This is a genomic window from Bacillus sp. REN16, assembly GCF_020731355.1.
GTDB lineage: Bacteria > Bacillota > Bacilli > Bacillales > Bacillaceae_L > Ferdinandcohnia.
In genome coordinates, this window is record NZ_JAJFZK010000004.1 from 17,503 (window position 1) to 33,722 (window position 16,220).

The following is a 16,220-nucleotide window of genomic DNA, read 5'->3' on the forward strand; positions in this document are numbered from 1 at the left end:
ACTATTGAAAAAAGTAGAAAGAGTTGCTAAAGTTATACATTATAAATGTATAAATATAAAAACAAATGAATTATTATTCGAAAGGGAGATACAACATGAGCAAAAAGAAAGTCGTTTTAGCATATTCAGGTGGTCTTGATACAAGTGTTGCAGTTAAATGGTTACAGGAGCAAGGGTATGAAGTTGTTGCTTGCTGTTTAGATGTAGGAGAAGGAAAAGATCTGGGATTTATTAAGGAAAAAGCAATTACAGTTGGTGCTGTTAGCTCATACGTCATTGATGCGAAAGAGGAATTTGCAAATGATTTTGCACTTGCAGCTTTACAAGCCCATACACTTTACGAAGGTAAATATCCGTTAGTATCTGCATTATCTCGTCCGCTAATTGCGAAAAAGCTAGTTGAAGTAGCTGAGCAAGAAAATGCAGTTGCAGTTGCACATGGCTGCACTGGAAAAGGAAATGACCAAGTTCGTTTTGAAGTTTCAATTAAAGCATTAAATCCAGATCTAGAGGTCCTTGCACCAGTTCGTGAATGGAGCTGGTCACGTGAAGAGGAAATCGAATATGCAAAACAACATAATATTCCGATTCCCATTAATTTAGATAGCCCATTCTCAATTGACCAAAATCTTTGGGGACGCAGTAACGAATGTGGTATTTTAGAAGATCCATGGGCTGCACCACCAGAAGAGGCATATGAATTAACAGCATCTCTAGAAGAATCACCTAATACACCTGACATGATTGAAATTGGATTTGAACAAGGTGTCCCAAAAACCATTAATGGTCAGCACTATACATTGGCTGAATTAATCCTTGAATTAAATAAAATTGCTGGAAAACACGGGGTAGGTCGTATCGATCATGTAGAAAACCGTCTAGTTGGCATTAAATCTCGTGAGGTCTATGAGTGCCCTGGTGCAATGACTTTAATAACAGCACATAAGGAGCTAGAAGACCTTACACTTGTTAAAGAAGTGGCTCATTTCAAACCAGTTATCGAGCAAAAGCTTACTGAACTTATCTACAATGGATTATGGTTCTCACCTTTAAAAGATGCATTGCTTGGTTTCTTAAAAGAAACACAAAAAAATGTAAATGGCACAGTTCGTGTCAAACTCTTTAAAGGTCATGCCATTGTAGAAGGCCGTAAATCCGAGAATTCATTATACGATGAAAAACTTGCAACATATACGAAAGAGGATGAATTTGACCATAATGCTGCGGTTGGTTTCATTTCATTATGGGGCTTACCAACAAAGGTGAATAGTATCGTAAACAATAGTAAGAAGGTTGGAGTATGAAAAAACTTTGGGGAGGAAGATTCACCAAAAGTGCCGAACAATGGGTTGATGAGTTCGGCGCATCCATCTCCTTTGATCAGGAATTGGTGAAGGAAGATATTGAAGGAAGTATTGCGCATGTTACAATGCTAGGTAAATGCGGAATCGTATCAACGGAGGAAGCAGATACCATTAAGTCAGGGCTGCTTACCTTATTAGAAAAAGCTAAAAATAATGAATTGGAGTATTCAGTCGCAAATGAAGATATTCATTTAAATATCGAAAAAATGCTAATTGATGAAATTGGTCAGGTCGGCGGGAAGCTTCATACAGGGCGTAGCAGAAATGACCAGGTTGCAACAGATATGCATTTATACTTACGCAAGCAGGTCGATGAAATTCTTGATCTGGTCGAGGAACTACAAGATGCAATCGTGGAAAGAGCAGAACAACATGTTGAAACAATAGCACCTGGATATACGCATTTACAAAGAGCACAACCAATATCATTTGCCCATCACTTACTTGCTTATTATTGGATGCTTGACCGCGACAAGGAACGCTTAACTGACTCGTTGAAAAGAATCAATATGTCTCCATTAGGGGCTGGTGCCTTAGCTGGTACAACTTTTCCAATTGACCGTTATTATAGTGCTGAGCTTTTAGGCTTCGAAAAAATCTATGAAAATAGTATTGATGCTGTGAGTGACAGAGATTTTATCATTGAGTTCTTAAGCAACAGCTCCATGATTATGATGCATCTATCGCGTTTTTGTGAAGAATTAATTCTATGGTCCTCTCAGGAATTTAATTTTATTGAAATGGACGATGCATTTGCAACAGGTAGCAGTATTATGCCGCAGAAAAAGAATCCAGATATGGCAGAGCTAATCCGTGGTAAAACAGGAAGGGTTTATGGAAATCTTTTCGGTTTATTAACGGTCCTAAAGGGAACACCACTTGCGTACAACAAAGATATGCAAGAGGATAAAGAAGGCATGTTTGATACAGTGAAGACGATAAAAGGCTCCTTGAAGATTTTTGCTGGAATGGTGTCGACTATGAAGGTAAAAACAGATGTAATGGAGGCTGCCGTTAAAAAAGATTTCTCGAATGCCACAGAGCTTGCTGATTATTTAGCATCAAAGGGACTTCCGTTTAGGGAGGCACATGAAGTGGTAGGAAAGCTTGTGTTAACCTGTATTGAACGTGGTGTCTATTTAGGTGATTTGCCGCTTGAAGTGTTCGGCGAAGCATCTGCACTCTTTGAAGAAGACATTTATGAAGTGTTATTACCTGCAACGGCTGTGGCACGCCGAAAGAGTGCAGGCGGAACCGGATTTGAAGAAGTGGCTAAGGTTTTACTGAAAATAAAACAAACAAAAAAATCGTGATTGCTCACGATTTTTTTGTTTTTATTCTAAAGATCTTTTTCAGTTCTTACAACCATGACATCGCATTTGGCATAACGAGTAATGTTTTCAGAAACACTGCCCAATAGGAACCGTTCGACAGCGTTAAGACCAGTGGCCCCACAAATGATCAAATCAACATGATTCTTTGGAGCAATTTCTTTTGCTATTTTAATTTTAGGAGATCCAAACTCTAGTATTGTTTCAATATATTCAATTCCTGCCTCTTCGGCAATTTGCTCGTACCGATTAAGTAAATCTTTACCAAAACTTTCAGATTGCTCAGAGAGATTATGGTGGTATGCACCAATTGCTGCAAATTGTTTTAAGTCAATCACATGAGTAATAATGAGCTCAGAATGATACCGGCTGCAAACATCGATTGCTTTTTTAAAAGCCCATTCAGCTTCCTTAGAACCATCAACAGCAACAAGGACTTTTTTATAGGTTACTAGCATTTGAATGCCCCCTAAATATAGAAATGGTCTTTCTAGTATTATTATAACACTGAATTTTAGTTAAAAAGAAAAATATACTTGTATAAATATTGAACTTTTTCTTGATTGTTGTGGTAAAAAATACTATTATGTAAGTGTTTTCATGATTGTTGTAATAGGATCTGTATTTTTTAGGGAATTTAGATTAGTGATAACTATAAGGGAGTGTTTTTACATGCGTATTGGTGTGCCTCGAGAGATTAAAAATAACGAAAACCGCGTTGCAATGACGCCGGCTGGTGTTCTGAGTCTAAAAAGCTTCGGACATGAAGTATATATTGAAACCCAGGCTGGAGCGGGATCTGGTTTTACGGATCGACAATATGCTGATGCTGGGGCAATTATCGTAAATACACCAAGTGAAGCATGGCAGAAGGACATGGTCATGAAGGTAAAAGAACCACTGCCAGAGGAGTATCAATATTTTCGTAAAGACTTACTCTTATTTACGTATTTACATTTGGCAGCAGAACCTGAACTAACTAAGGCTCTTGTTGAGAAAAATGTTATAGGGATAGCCTATGAAACGGTCCAGCTGCCAAACCGTTCGCTTCCGCTGTTAACCCCAATGAGCGAGGTGGCGGGTAGGATGGCAACACAGATAGGTGCTCAGTTTTTAGAGAAACCACATGGTGGAAAAGGTGTTTTACTTGCAGGAGTACCTGGAGTACAACGCGGTAAAGTGACAATCATCGGTGGAGGAGTTGCAGGAACGAATGCTGCTAAGATGGCAGTTGGTCTTGGAGCACAGGTGACGGTTATTGATTTAAATCCAGAACGTCTTCGTCAGCTTGATGATATTTTTGGGGCAGATATAACAACGCTCATGTCAAACCCACTTAATATCGCAGAAGCTGTGAAGGAATCAGATCTTGTAATCGGTGCAGTGCTCATTCCTGGAGCAAAAGCTCCAAAACTTGTTACGGAAGAAATGATTGAATCAATGGCACCCGGTTCTGTTGTTGTTGATATTGCGATTGACCAAGGTGGAATATTTGAAACAACTGACAAGATTACAACACATGATAATCCAACCTACATCAAGCGTGATGTTGTTCATTATGCAGTTGCTAATATGCCTGGAGCTGTGCCGCGTACATCTACCCTTGCTCTAACAAATGTAACGGTTCCTTATGCGTTAATGATAGCGAATAAGGGCTTCAAGAATGCTTGTTTGGAAAATGATGCTTTGTTTAAAGGAATAAATACATTAGATGGATTTGTAACCTACAAAGCAGTTGCAGAAGCACATGGGACTTCGTATTCAGATGCAAAAACACTTCTAGAAAATCGATAAAACAGTAAAAGGACACCTTCTCATTAGGTGTCCTTTTTAAGTGTCTAGCTTCAGGCGCCATCGGCTCGAGGTCATAAGCCAATCACTTCGGAAGGTAAAATGCACCTTCTGTCAGCGCTCGTCTTATGCTTGTCGCCGATAAGCGGGCACCTTACGCTTTTCCATTTACCAGCTCTTTAATCATTGTCACCCTTTTTTAGGCATAAAAATAGGATAAAGAAGAGTCTGTATTAAGAAATACGTCGACTAAATAGTAAAGGAGTGCCGTGTATGGGTTCATCCGTTTTTTATAATGGCTCATTAGCCAAAATTGTTCACCGTCCAATGACACCGGTACCAGAAAATTCTAATCAATCATCCTACTATTCAAATTTTGTCTCTGAACATATAAAACATCAGGAAAAATACAATGAAACCATTAAAGAATATATCAAGAGCAATGAAGGATTAATCAAAAAATTAGCTGCTGAACAAAAGGGATTACAACACCAATTTTTTAATCATGAACAGAAACAAATGGAGAAGGATGATAAGCTTTCAAAAAAGATGGGAGAACAGAAAAACTTATTGGAGGTGTTTATTGGTTTTATGAAGAAGCAGGAAAAATACAATGAGACAGCGGCCAAGCAGCAAGTGGAACAAAAAGACCAGCTAGAGATTCTAGGGCAAATTGTCCAAAACCAAGAAATATTTAACAAAAAAGTTTCTGAAAATATGAATCTCGTAAAGCGCCAATTTGATCAAATCATCACTTCATTAAAACATCATGAATTGAAAAATGAAACCATCTCAAAACGCTTTGAAGAAAAGGACGAAAAAGATCAGAAAATCGTTGACACGATCTCGGAACAAAGGGAATTATTTTTTAAAGTGTTAAATGGTTTACAAAATAATAAAGAGCAATATGATATTTTATTCGATTACGTGCGTAATCAGGATAATTTTAATCATAAGCTGTTTGAATACCTTTGCTCAAAATTTGAAGAAGAAGAAGAAAATGCTGTGAATTAAGAAAGGACCTCAAGGGTCCTTTTGGTATTATTTAATGATGAGCTCTTTGGGGAATTTTGTAAGTGTATCAGCTCCACTTTCGGTGATAATCATATCATCCTCAATTCGAACGCCGCCTATTTCAGGAACATAAATACCTGGTTCAATGGTAAACACCATTCCTTTTTGTAAAAGCATATCATTTGTTTCATTCATGGATGGAAATTCATGAACATCAATTCCAAGACCATGACCGATTCGGTGTGTAAAATATTCTCCATAGCCGGCATTTGAAATAACAGAACGTGCAGCGACGTCGATATCTCCAACTCTTGTTCCCGGTTTACATGCATCAACAGCAGCTAATTGACCCTTTAATACAGTATCATATACCTCACGCTGTTGATCGGAAATTTCACCAAATGCAACAGTTCTTGTAATATCTGAGCAATATCCATCAAGCACAACACCTAAATCAAACAGGACAAAATCTCCTTTTTTGATTGTCTCAAGTCCAGGTTTTCCGTGTGGCGCTGCTGTCTTTAGCCCTGTCAATACCATGGTATCAAAGGACATTTGGCGGATTCCTTTTTTCTTTAATTCATATTCGATAGTTGCAAGTACATCTAATTCGGTTTTTCCTTCAGCGATTGCTTGGACTCCAATTTCCACACCATAATCAGCAAATTTTGCTGCTTCTTGGAGAATGGAAACTTCTTTTTCTTCTTTAATCATACGTAATATATGTAATTTTTCCTCAGCAGATACGATGGAGCTGGATGGGAATAATGTTTGAATCTCTTCGTACCGATCAATGGTTAAGTGTTCTTTTTCAAGAGCTAATGTAGATACATTTACATTTCGTTTTGAAAGGGAATGTTTGATAAGTTCCCATGGATTATCTGTATCACTATACCCAATGATTTCATAATGCCAGCCCGCATTACGTGCTTGAGCGAGTTCCATTTTTGGACAAATTAAGATTGGTTCTTCATCCTGAAAAACAAATAAACCAAGAAGTCTTTCATGTGGTTCCGTATAAAAATTTGTTAAGTAAAATACATTTGGAGTAGATGTAATGAAACTGCATGTAATATCCTTTTCTTTTAACCAGCTGGAAAGCAACTGTAATCGTTGATTCATATATGACACATCCTTCTTAATGATAAGTTAAGAGTAGCAATTTCAACGAAAAAAGTAAACTTTGGTGATGAATTCATTCATTTTTTTGCGGGTTTGTTTTACATAAGGAAGGGGTATAAAAAAAGAAGGAAAGTAGGCTAATGAAAAGAAGATATATAGTAAGAGGTACATCTAAATTTTGAAAAGGGGAGATACATATGAAGGTATCCTATCATGGACATTCAGTAGTCAAAATTGAAACAGGCGGAAAGACAATCATTATTGACCCGTTTATTACAGGAAATCCCAATACAGACTTACATGCCGCAGATGAAAAAGTTGATGTTATTTTACTGACACACGGACACGGAGATCATGTTGGGGACACCGAAAACCTTGCTAAGCGCAATTCAAGCCTTGTTGTTGCTCCTAATGAACTTGCTGTTTATTTAGGATGGCAGGGTTTAAATGTGCATCCAATGCATATTGGAGGTGCACACCAATTTGATTTTGGAAAGGTGAAATATACTCTTGCTTTCCATGGTTCAAGTGTAGAAATTCCTGAAAAGAAAGAATTTGTGTATACAGGAATGCCAGGAGGAATCTTGTTTACTGCTGAAGGCAAGACTATCTATCATGCAGGAGACACAGCATTATTTTATGACATGAAATTAATCGGTGAACTTAATGATATTGACGTTGCCTTTCTGCCTATTGGGGATAACTTCACGATGGGACCAGACGATGCTTTAATTGCGGCTGAATGGCTGAAGGCAAAAACAATTGTACCCATTCACTATAATACATTCCCGGTAATTAAGCAGGATGCGAATGATTTTGTCTCAAGACTCACCTCTGCTGAAGGAAAAGTTTTAGTTGCTGGAGATTCAATTGAATTATAAAAGCAAGAAAGACTTGATGTTTTGCGTCTTTTTTTAATGATCGATTCATAGAATGATACAAGCATAGGTAAAGGAGGTAATGTTATGCATAATAGATTATTACTATGTTTATTGCTTTGTGGTGTTATGCTTTATTATGGGGTACCACGACTAGCGATTGGAGCATCAGGCTTAGAGGGGATTTTTGCGATTTCCTGGTTGGTCTTTGCCTTGATAGTGGTGAGTGGAAATCTAATTGGCTTATTGTATAACCCAAAATCAGCTCAAAAAATTACAAGTCCGCAAGCAGCATCTGCAAAACGCAGACAAAGAATGCGCCACTACTAATAAAATTGTATAAAACAAGCTCCACCCGTATAATAAAGATAACAGACAAAGAATGATAATTAGAGGGTGAAGAGCTTGGCGACGAAGCATGAGCAAATTTTACAGTATATTGACACACTTCCGATTGGCGAGAAAATTTCAGTTCGACAAATTGCAAAGGATATGAAGGTAAGCGAAGGTACCGCTTACCGTGCTATTAAAGATGCTGAAAATAAGGGATATGTTAGCACTATCGAACGTGTGGGTACGATTCGAATTGAACGAAAGAAGAAAGAAAACATCGAAAAGCTGACCTTTGCCGAAGTTGTCAATATTGTCGATGGACAAGTGCTTGGAGGAAAGGCCGGCCTACATAAAACATTAAATAAATTCGTAATTGGTGCGATGAAGCTGGAAGCAATGATGCGCTATACGGGTGCTGGAAACCTGTTAATTGTCGGTAATCGAACAAAGGCACATGAATATGCATTAAATGCAGGAGCTGCTGTATTAATTACGGGCGGGTTTGATACGGATGATGATGTAAAAAAGCTTGCTGATGAACTGCAATTACCGATTATTTCGAGTAGCTATGATACCTTTACAGTTGCAACGATGATTAACCGTGCAATTTATGATCAGCTCATAAAAAAAGAAATTGTGTTGGTTGAGGATATTTTAACTCCGAAAACAGAGACAGTCAGTGTTCACCTTTCAGATAAAGTTGAAAAGTGGTATGAACATAATACAGAAACTGGTCACGGACGATATCCAGTCATTGATAATCAATCAAAGGTTGTCGGGATGGTGACTGCAAAGGATATTATGGGACAGGACCCAAATATGCTCATTGAAAAAGTGATGACGAAACACCCGATGACGGTGAATGGAAAGACATCTGTTGCCTCTGTCTCCCATATGATGGTGTGGGAAGGAATTGAAATGCTCCCAGTGGTGGATCAATCAAATCGCCTGCAAGGAATAATTAGTCGGCAGGATGTTTTGAAAGCCCTTCAGATGGTTGGTCGCCAACCGCAAGTAGGGGAAACGATTGATGATATTGTTACGAATCAACTAATAGATATATCGGCTGATGGCGAGTCCGTTTATCAATGTGAAGTAACCCCTCAAATGACAAATTACTTAGGAACGATTTCTTACGGTGTGTTTACAACGATTGTCACGGAGGCTGCCAACAGGGTACTTAAATCCTTTAAAAAAGGTGATCTCGTCATCGAAAATATGACAGTATATTTTATGAAGCCTGTTCAAATTGATAGTTTGATGAATATCCATCCAAGAGTTTTAGAGGTTGGAAGACGATTTGGTAAGGTTGACGTTGAAGTTTTCAATGGCGGGGTTGTTGTTGGAAAAGCAATGATGATGGCTCAATTAATAGAGAGATAAATAAGAAAAGCGCAAGCGCCTTGCAGGAGGAACATCGACTAACTACTGCCATGTCCTGTGGTAAACGTCGATGTCAGCACATCGTGTGCAAGTCCGACAAGCACAAGACGAGCGCTGATAGAAGGCGTTTTTTGCCTTCAGAAGTGATTGGCTTGTGACCTCGAGGGGCTAGGCGCTGGAGCCGGACAACGAAAACTGGGTACCGAATTTTACACAAACTATCTTTTAAAGGCAAAAAAAGAGACGCTTTTAGTAACGGGTTCCGTTAACTATCACAAACATTAAAAATGTAAGTTAAAATGAGTGCCAATTTGCATATGAAATTGATGCTCATTTTTTATTCGAGTAAAGCCATTTGTGCCGAAATTACATAAAAATTTGTATAGGAAAATGATCCCCAAATTGTAGGGGTACAATGGCTGTTGTACCCCTACAATTTTGCATACATTTTATCTTACAAAAGTACTTAGAAACATAAGAAATCCTATCCTTAATTGAATACCCAGTGATATTTAAAATAAGCGGAGATATTTCCGTTAAATGCAGAATAGAGCTCTTTTCGGGGGTTATAGGGGGAAATTTTCCGCTTATGCAGAAAAAAATCCCCAATTTTTACGTTACTTGAGTCAATAGGGGAAATTTCTCCTCTTATTTACGCTATTTTTTAGCTTATTTACAAATTAAGAGGAATTTCTCCCTCTATTTTTTAAAATCCGGTGCGTTAGCTGCCCCCCTAACCTCTTTTCCAATCAAAAATGGCTCAGCGAACTGAGCCACTTTATTATTAATTGCAAAAACAGATACAAGAAGCAGTACAAAATGGGCTACATTTTCGGGTTTTGCGACAGGAAACGGAACCCGTTACGCTTTTGGGGCGTCCTTTTTCATTCTTATTGTTGCTTAGCTTCTTGCATAACCAAGGGCTGATAATGCTTATACGCACGGAATCCCGCCCAAGTACTGCCGCCGCCAACCAATACAAGAATGAAGCCGATTACTGTTGATATCGTAGACGGATGAACGAAGAATGTATTTAAACCGAATAAGGCAACAAATAGTCCAAGTGCCATGCTAGACTTCGCTGAGAGCCATTGTTTTTCAATTGGACGTCTTGTACGGAAGTATTTTGTTTTATAATAAAAATAAAAGACAAGTGCAAAAATGATTAACATAACAAGTATTTTCATAAGAAGCTACCTCCAATTCTAGACTGCTATTCCTATTGTAACTAGAAAGAATCCAAAATGCTAGTGAATAGAATGTGAAGAAGAGAGGATATAAAAGGAGAATAAAATGATAGAAGCGATTCTTAAAACAATAACTGAATTTGATACAATTATCATTCATCGCCATGTTAGGCCAGACCCAGATGCATATGGCTCACAATGTGGATTAGCAGAAATACTGATAGCAAGCTTTCCAACTAAACATGTATTTGTCGTTGGAGAGGATGAGCCATCTTTACTCTTTCTAAAGGAAATGGACAAAATTCCTGATGAAATATATGCTGACGCATTAGTGATTGTCTGCGATACTGCAAATCAGGGGCGGATTTCAGATACACGTTACAAACAAGGTAAAAAGCTGATTAAAATTGATCACCATCCGAATGATGATCCATATGGTGATTATGTATGGGTTGATACAAATGCAAGTTCTTGCAGTGAAATGATTTATGAGCTTTACCTGCAAGGTAAAAATCAAGGACTATCATTTTCGAAGGAAGCTGCGAGATTTCTATTTGCTGGAATCGTCGGAGACACTGGTCGATTTTTGTTTCCTAATACAAATCCAAAGACATTTGCATATGCTGGAGCATTAATCGAATATGGCTTTCATTTTCCTCAAGTTTATGAGAATTTGTATAAAATAAAGGAAAATGTTGCACGCCTTAGTGGCTATGTCTATCAGAATTATAAGGTTACTGAAGATGGTGTGGGCTGGATGGTGATTACAAACGATATTCTTAAAGAATTTAATGTAACACCTTCTGAAGCATCGCAGCTAGTAAGTAACTTAGGGAATATCGAAAATATGAAAACATGGGTGTTTTTCGTAGAGGAAAAGGAACAAATTCGTGTTCGCTTACGCTCAAAAGGGCCAGTGATTAACGGTGTTGCCAAAAAATATAATGGTGGCGGGCATCCCCTAGCTTCGGGAGCTACTATTTATTCATGGGAAAAGGTAGACCAAGTCATCGCAGATTTACGTGAAGCTTCCAACCAGGATTTAAAAAAATAAAGTCGCTCTATTTGGATGCGACTTTTTTAGCTTTCCACCTTCACTGGGATAAACCATGAGCCTAAGTCGGTTACTTCTTCAAGGACATTGAGGTTTAATGCTTGAATTTCTTTCTTTATCGCATTAATAACATCTGGTGATTCTGCGTAGGCGGAGTAACCATTTTTGATATGCGTCATTTTTTCATTTAAAAGTTTTCTGCGGTTAATATACATATTTTCCCTCCTTGTGCGTTGTAATTTTATTTTATTTCATTTGTGCCTAAAAATGCTACATAATTTTAAAATTTTCTAAAAATTGTAACAAAAATATCTCTTTTATATTAAAAAAGCCTCCGAACTAGGAGGCTAAGTTATTTTACAAGTTCGATATTTAGTGTAATTTCAAGAGTTGTATCAAAAAAGACAGTGTGAATTTTGAATCTATATTTTTTATCGTCCAGCTCGAAAACATGATTTTCAATTGTACTAAAGAGTAGATCTTTGTTTTTGGATACTGTTTGAACATCCTGTCCAATTAAAGAGTTCAGATCTTCAATTACAGCTGTTTTCATATGGTGAAGATTGAGTGAACTAAGTTCAACCTTCTTTTTATTTGCGAAATCTACCTTGAAGTCCTGAATTTTGAGCTTTTTTTTGTTATCTTCATTTAATTTTTCCACATCTTCAATAAGGATGTCCTTGCTTTTTCTTAATTCTTTAATTACATTATTTTGTTCCGTTATTTTTTGAATCTGTTTATCCTGTAAAACCCCAAACTGAAACAAAAAGACAAACCAACTTATTAGAGCACCGATAACAATGCCTGCGAAAAATCGCTGCCAGCCTGGTTTTTGATGATAGGGTGGAACTCTCATTAGGTGATATGCTCCTGTGTAAACCACTCAATAATTCTCCATCCGAACTGTGCTCCTCCCATTGCAGAGACAATTAGGAGAAATTGCTTAAAGACATCCTTTGTTTGACCAAGAAAAATCCCTTTTTCAAAGCTGTAAAATGTATCGAATGTTCCACCAATTGCAGCAACAAGTGCCCAGATTTTCAACTTGCTGGCCACTGAATAAATTTCAGATAATGGTGCTTGACCTGAAACAAACGCACCCAGCCCGCCGATTAGAGAACCACCCAGAAGAACCCCGAGGGCAATAAAGAAACTATGAATAAATGCTGGCATAAATGCATCTTTTATTTCCATTTGGACACCCACTTTTTGAATTTGTTATTACTATATGTATATGGACAATCCTTTGCCGGTATGACCGTAATGAGTTTTGTTTTGCTTGTTTCATAAATAGGACTATAATTAAAGTATTGAAGAGGACGTAAAATTTTTGAAAAAGGTGTGATTTCGTTGCCTTTTGTACATCTCCAGGTTCAAAGTGCCTACAGCCTTTTATCAAGTGCCGCCAAAGTTGAAACTTTGGTTGAAAAAGCGAGCAACATAGGGCATAAGGCATTGGCATTAACTGATGAAAATGTAATGTATGGAGCAATCGCTTTTTATAAAGAATGCAGGAAGCGTGGAATCAAACCAATCATAGGCATGACTGCATCAGTGTTATCGGAAGAAGAAGACACTGCTTATCCTGTCGTATTACTTGCGAAAAACAATAAAGGATATCAAAATCTCTTAAAAATTAGCAGTGCGATTCAGACTAAATCAAAGGATGGAATCCCGAGAAGATGGTTATCGCAATATTGTGAGGGATTAATCGGGATATCACCTGGTTTAAAAGGTGACATCGAACAAAACTTAAAAAATGGAAATTACGAGGAAGCTTTAAAGAAAGCCAATTCCTACAAACAAATCTTCGAACAAGAAAGCTTTTACTTATCTGTGCAAAACCATGGATTGCAAGAGAATACCATAATTAACAATATGCTATTCAAAATGGGTGATGAACTAAAAGTACCTTTGGTTGCTACAAACCATGTTCAATACATAGATCAGACCGATTCATTTGCCCACGAGTGCTTACTAGCTATAAAAAATGGGGCAAAGCTTTCAGATGATGATCGAGACATTCTTCCGAGCAAGGAATATTATTTAAAGTCCCCATCTCAAATGACCGAGCTTTTTTCTGAGAGCCCAGAAGTTCTTGAAAACACATTGCGCATTGCGCGTCTTTGTAATGTTGATTTTGAACTAGGTCAATTCGCGCTCCCGAAATACCCAGTTCCGGGGGATGAATCTGCTGAGGATTATTTGTCGCGAATCTGTCTTAAAGGTCTGCAAGATAGGTATCAAAACCCTACTGATGACCAGTACGAGCGACTGCAATATGAGCTTCAAGTCATCAAAAAAATGAATTTTAGTGACTATTTTTTAATTGTTTGGGATTTTATGAAATATGCCCATGAGAATGGTATTGTGACGGGGCCAGGAAGAGGCTCAGCAGCGGGCTCGTTGGTTGCATATGTTTTATATATTACGAATGTTGATCCACTGGAACATCAATTACTCTTTGAACGATTCTTAAACCCTGAAAGAATATCAATGCCAGATATTGATATTGACTTTCCAGATAACCGACGCGATGAAATGATTGAATATGTTTCGAAAAAATACGGCAGACTCCATGTCGCACAAATTATTACCTTTGGAACATTAGCAGCAAGAGCCGCACTTCGGGATGTTGGAAGAGTGATGGGAATCTCCCCTAAAGAAGCCGATTTTCTTGCCAAACAAGTTCCCAGTAAGCTTGGAATTACGCTTCAGCAGGCATATGAAGAATCACAAGGCTTACGTGAATATATTCAAAATATTGAAATCGGACGCAAAATCTTTGATACAGCTAAAAAAATTGAGGGACTTCCAAGACATACATCCACACATGCGGCTGGGGTTGTTATAAGTGAACGACCACTTACGGATTTAATTGCCATTCAAGAGGGCCACAATAACGTTTATTTGACACAATTCCCAATGGATATACTTGAGGAAATCGGGCTCTTAAAAATGGATTTCCTAGGGCTTAGAAACTTGACCCTTATTGATAATATTCTATCCATGATCAAGCGAGGCACAGGGAAAACGATTGAACTTTCGAACATTCCATTAGATGATCAAAAAACATTTAACTTATTAAGTAAAGGTGATACAACGGGGGTTTTTCAGCTTGAATCAAGCGGGATGAGGAGTGTTTTAATAAGGCTGCAGCCGAACACCCTAGAAGACATTGTGGCAGTAAACGCCTTGTACAGACCTGGCCCGATGGACAATATCCCATCGTATATTGCGCGGAAACATAAAAAAGAGGAGATTCAATACCCGCATCCTGACCTAATACCGATTCTGCAAATGACAAATGGGGTTATTGTGTATCAGGAGCAAATTATGCAGATAGCCTCGAAGATGGCCGGATTTAGTCTTGGTGAGGCAGACCTTCTAAGGAGAGCAGTAAGCAAAAAGAAGAAAGAGGTTCTTGATAAGGAGCGTCAGCATTTTGTACAAGGAAGTATAAGTAAGGGTTACACAGAAACAACAGCGAATGAAATTTACGACTTAATTGTCAGATTTGCCAACTATGGTTTTAACCGCAGTCATGCTGTTGCTTATAGTATGATTGCTTATCAGCTTGCCTATTTAAAGGCAAACTATCCGCTCTATTTTATGGCTGCTCTGCTCACAAGTGTCATTGGTAATGATGACAAGCTGGGACAATATATACGTGAATCAAAACAAAAGGGGATCCGGATTCTGTCTCCATCCATTAATAAAAGCCATTATCCGTTTATTGTGGAGAATAACTCCATTCGTTTTAGTTTGGCAGGTATTAAAGGTGTTGGTGTTGCTGCACTAAAGGAGATTAGTGAAACAAGAAAAAGTAAGTTATTCTCTGACCTTTTTGATTTTTGTGTCAGAACCTCAATGAAAAGTATTAACCGTCGTACTTTAGAAGCGTTAATTTGTTCAGGTGCTTTTGATGAATTTGGTGAACATCGGGCAACACTTCTTGCCACATTAGACGTTGCACTCGAACATGCAGAACTGGTTCGGCCAAAAAATGATGAAAATCAATTTGAAATGTTTTTTGAGGATGATTTTGGACTTAAGCCAAAATATGTTGAGGTTGAACCATTTAAGGAAATGGAAAAACTTCGCTTTGAAAAAGAAGCGCTTGGATTTTACTTATCAAGTCACCCGATTACAGCGTATTCGACATTTTTGAAGAAAAACGGAGCGGTAGCTATATCGGATGCGCCCCTTTATCTGCATCAAAATGTTGTGATAGGAGGGTTTATCACAAAAGAGAGAACGATACGCACGAAAAAGGGAGAAGTAATGGCCTTTCTGACGATAGGTGATGAAACAGGTGAACTAGATGGAGTTGCCTTTCCGAGAACGTATACCCAGTCAGCAAAGCTGTTAAAAAACGAGGCTTTACTATTAATAAAAGGGAAAATAGAAAATCGGAATAATCAAATTCAGCTAATTATTAATCAGGCTGAAGCTTTCCCTAATAAAGAGGATTTGCCAGAAGATGAAAAGAAGCTGTTTGTTAGAATGGAGAAGAGACATCAAACTGATCAAGTGTTTATCGATTTAAAAGAATTGCTAAAAGAATATCCTGGGGAAATTCCAGTTGTTCTATATTATCAGGAATCTCAAAAAACAATTCAGCTTCAACAAGAACTTTGGGTAAGTCCTAATCCGAAATTTTTAAAAGAAATGAAGAATTTAATGGGTCAGGAAAATGTGGTGTTTCAATAACAAACTCTTTACAGGAACCGCATTTATGTTATATTGTAATATAAAAGCGA

15 protein-coding genes are annotated in these 16,220 nt (G+C 37.8%); 9 read left to right on the forward strand and 6 right to left on the reverse strand.

All coding sequences use genetic code 11. The features are described 5' to 3' along the window. Nucleotides 1–95: 95 nt before the first annotated feature. Nucleotides 96–1,304, forward strand: a complete 1,209-nt coding sequence (locus LKW28_RS05745; protein WP_229139400.1) for an argininosuccinate synthase — start codon at nt 96–98, stop codon at nt 1,302–1,304. Next, a complete protein-coding gene (gene argH, locus LKW28_RS05750; RefSeq protein WP_229139401.1) occupies nt 1,301–2,677 on the forward strand; it encodes an argininosuccinate lyase in 1,377 nt (458 codons plus the stop codon). Before LKW28_RS05745 ends, argH begins: the two co-directional genes overlap by 4 nt. Nucleotides 2,678–2,703: 26 nt before the next feature. Here argH and LKW28_RS05755 read toward each other — a convergent pair whose 3' ends face one another. Continuing rightward, complete coding sequence (locus LKW28_RS05755) at nt 2,704–3,153, reverse strand: universal stress protein (protein ID WP_229139402.1); 450 nt, start codon at nt 3,151–3,153, stop codon at nt 2,704–2,706. 214 nt (nt 3,154–3,367) lie between these two features. On the opposite strand from LKW28_RS05755, the gene ald reads away from it, so the two are divergent. Continuing rightward, nucleotides 3,368–4,489, forward strand: a complete 1,122-nt coding sequence (ald, locus tag LKW28_RS05760) for an alanine dehydrogenase (protein WP_229139403.1) — start codon at nt 3,368–3,370, stop codon at nt 4,487–4,489. A 270-nt stretch (nt 4,490–4,759) separates the two neighbouring features. Further along, nucleotides 4,760–5,500 carry a hypothetical protein gene (locus tag LKW28_RS05765; RefSeq protein WP_229139404.1) on the forward strand — a complete coding sequence of 247 codons (741 nt, stop codon included), beginning with the start codon at nt 4,760–4,762 and terminating at the stop codon, nt 5,498–5,500. Between the two features lie 27 nt (nt 5,501–5,527). On the opposite strand, the gene LKW28_RS05770 is transcribed toward LKW28_RS05765, so the two are convergent. Continuing rightward, nucleotides 5,528–6,622, reverse strand: coding sequence for a M24 family metallopeptidase (locus tag LKW28_RS05770; RefSeq protein ID WP_229139405.1), 1,095 nt, complete (start codon nt 6,620–6,622; stop codon nt 5,528–5,530). A gap of 197 nt (nt 6,623–6,819) precedes the next feature. On the opposite strand from LKW28_RS05770, the gene LKW28_RS05775 reads away from it, so the two are divergent. The 3 genes from LKW28_RS05775 to LKW28_RS05785 all read left to right on the forward strand — a co-directional run bounded on the left by LKW28_RS05775 (nt 6,820) and on the right by LKW28_RS05785 (nt 9,216). Next, nucleotides 6,820–7,503, forward strand: a complete 684-nt coding sequence (locus LKW28_RS05775) for a metal-dependent hydrolase (protein WP_229139406.1) — start codon at nt 6,820–6,822, stop codon at nt 7,501–7,503. A gap of 84 nt (nt 7,504–7,587) precedes the next feature. Then, nucleotides 7,588–7,830, forward strand: coding sequence for a hypothetical protein (locus tag LKW28_RS05780; protein WP_229139407.1), 243 nt, complete (start codon nt 7,588–7,590; stop codon nt 7,828–7,830). A 75-nt stretch (nt 7,831–7,905) separates the two neighbouring features. Further along, a complete protein-coding gene (locus tag LKW28_RS05785) occupies nt 7,906–9,216 on the forward strand; it encodes a CBS domain-containing protein (protein WP_229139408.1) in 1,311 nt (436 codons plus the stop codon). Between the two features lie 890 nt (nt 9,217–10,106). Here LKW28_RS05785 and LKW28_RS05790 read toward each other — a convergent pair. Continuing rightward, nucleotides 10,107–10,403: a YtpI family protein gene (locus tag LKW28_RS05790; RefSeq protein WP_229139409.1), complete on the reverse strand. Its 297-nt coding sequence runs from the start codon at nt 10,401–10,403 to the stop codon at nt 10,107–10,109. A 106-nt stretch (nt 10,404–10,509) separates the two neighbouring features. Here LKW28_RS05790 and LKW28_RS05795 point away from each other — a divergent pair, with 106 nt between their 5' ends. Beyond that, nucleotides 10,510–11,457 (forward strand): DHH family phosphoesterase, encoded by a 948-nt coding sequence (locus tag LKW28_RS05795; RefSeq protein ID WP_229139410.1) that lies wholly within the window; start codon nt 10,510–10,512, stop codon nt 11,455–11,457. Nucleotides 11,458–11,483: 26 nt separating this feature from the next. Here the strand turns inward: LKW28_RS05795 and LKW28_RS05800 are convergent, their stop codons facing one another. From LKW28_RS05800 to LKW28_RS05810, 3 genes are all read right to left on the reverse strand, one after another. After that, the gene (locus tag LKW28_RS05800) at nt 11,484–11,672 is read right to left on the reverse strand and encodes a hypothetical protein (RefSeq protein ID WP_229139411.1); all 189 of its coding nucleotides are present in this window, start codon (nt 11,670–11,672) and stop codon (nt 11,484–11,486) included. 137 nt (nt 11,673–11,809) lie between these two features. Next, nucleotides 11,810–12,313, reverse strand: a complete 504-nt coding sequence (gene ytrI, locus LKW28_RS05805; RefSeq protein ID WP_229139412.1) for a sporulation membrane protein YtrI — start codon at nt 12,311–12,313, stop codon at nt 11,810–11,812. Beyond that, nucleotides 12,313–12,651, reverse strand: coding sequence for a YtrH family sporulation protein (locus LKW28_RS05810; protein ID WP_229139413.1), 339 nt, complete (start codon nt 12,649–12,651; stop codon nt 12,313–12,315). The genes ytrI and LKW28_RS05810 overlap by 1 nt, the downstream gene beginning before the upstream one ends. A gap of 156 nt (nt 12,652–12,807) precedes the next feature. Here LKW28_RS05810 and LKW28_RS05815 point away from each other — a divergent pair, with 156 nt between their 5' ends. After that, the gene (locus LKW28_RS05815; RefSeq protein WP_229139414.1) at nt 12,808–16,170 is read left to right on the forward strand and encodes a DNA polymerase III subunit alpha; all 3,363 of its coding nucleotides are present in this window, start codon (nt 12,808–12,810) and stop codon (nt 16,168–16,170) included. Nucleotides 16,171–16,220: the final 50 nt, after the last annotated feature.

What these genes read in the sequence shown, in the direction of transcription:
- LKW28_RS05780 (WP_229139407.1), top strand. Translation starts at nt 7,588, where the DNA reads ATGCATAATAGATTATTACTATGTTTATTGCTTTGTGGTGTTATGCTT.
- ald (WP_229139403.1), top strand. Translation starts at nt 3,368, where the DNA reads ATGCGTATTGGTGTGCCTCGAGAGATTAAAAATAACGAAAACCGCGTT.
- LKW28_RS05775 (WP_229139406.1), top strand. Translation starts at nt 6,820, where the DNA reads ATGAAGGTATCCTATCATGGACATTCAGTAGTCAAAATTGAAACAGGC.
- LKW28_RS05755 (WP_229139402.1), bottom strand. Translation starts at nt 3,153, where the DNA reads ATGCTAGTAACCTATAAAAAAGTCCTTGTTGCTGTTGATGGTTCTAAG.
- LKW28_RS05790 (WP_229139409.1), bottom strand. Translation starts at nt 10,403, where the DNA reads ATGAAAATACTTGTTATGTTAATCATTTTTGCACTTGTCTTTTATTTT.
- LKW28_RS05770 (WP_229139405.1), bottom strand. Translation starts at nt 6,622, where the DNA reads ATGAATCAACGATTACAGTTGCTTTCCAGCTGGTTAAAAGAAAAGGAT.
- ytrI (WP_229139412.1), bottom strand. Translation starts at nt 12,313, where the DNA reads ATGAGAGTTCCACCCTATCATCAAAAACCAGGCTGGCAGCGATTTTTC.
- LKW28_RS05745 (WP_229139400.1), top strand. Translation starts at nt 96, where the DNA reads ATGAGCAAAAAGAAAGTCGTTTTAGCATATTCAGGTGGTCTTGATACA.
- LKW28_RS05795 (WP_229139410.1), top strand. Translation starts at nt 10,510, where the DNA reads ATGATAGAAGCGATTCTTAAAACAATAACTGAATTTGATACAATTATC.
- LKW28_RS05810 (WP_229139413.1), bottom strand. Translation starts at nt 12,651, where the DNA reads ATGGAAATAAAAGATGCATTTATGCCAGCATTTATTCATAGTTTCTTT.
- LKW28_RS05765 (WP_229139404.1), top strand. Translation starts at nt 4,760, where the DNA reads ATGGGTTCATCCGTTTTTTATAATGGCTCATTAGCCAAAATTGTTCAC.
- LKW28_RS05800 (WP_229139411.1), bottom strand. Translation starts at nt 11,672, where the DNA reads ATGTATATTAACCGCAGAAAACTTTTAAATGAAAAAATGACGCATATC.
- argH (WP_229139401.1), top strand. Translation starts at nt 1,301, where the DNA reads ATGAAAAAACTTTGGGGAGGAAGATTCACCAAAAGTGCCGAACAATGG.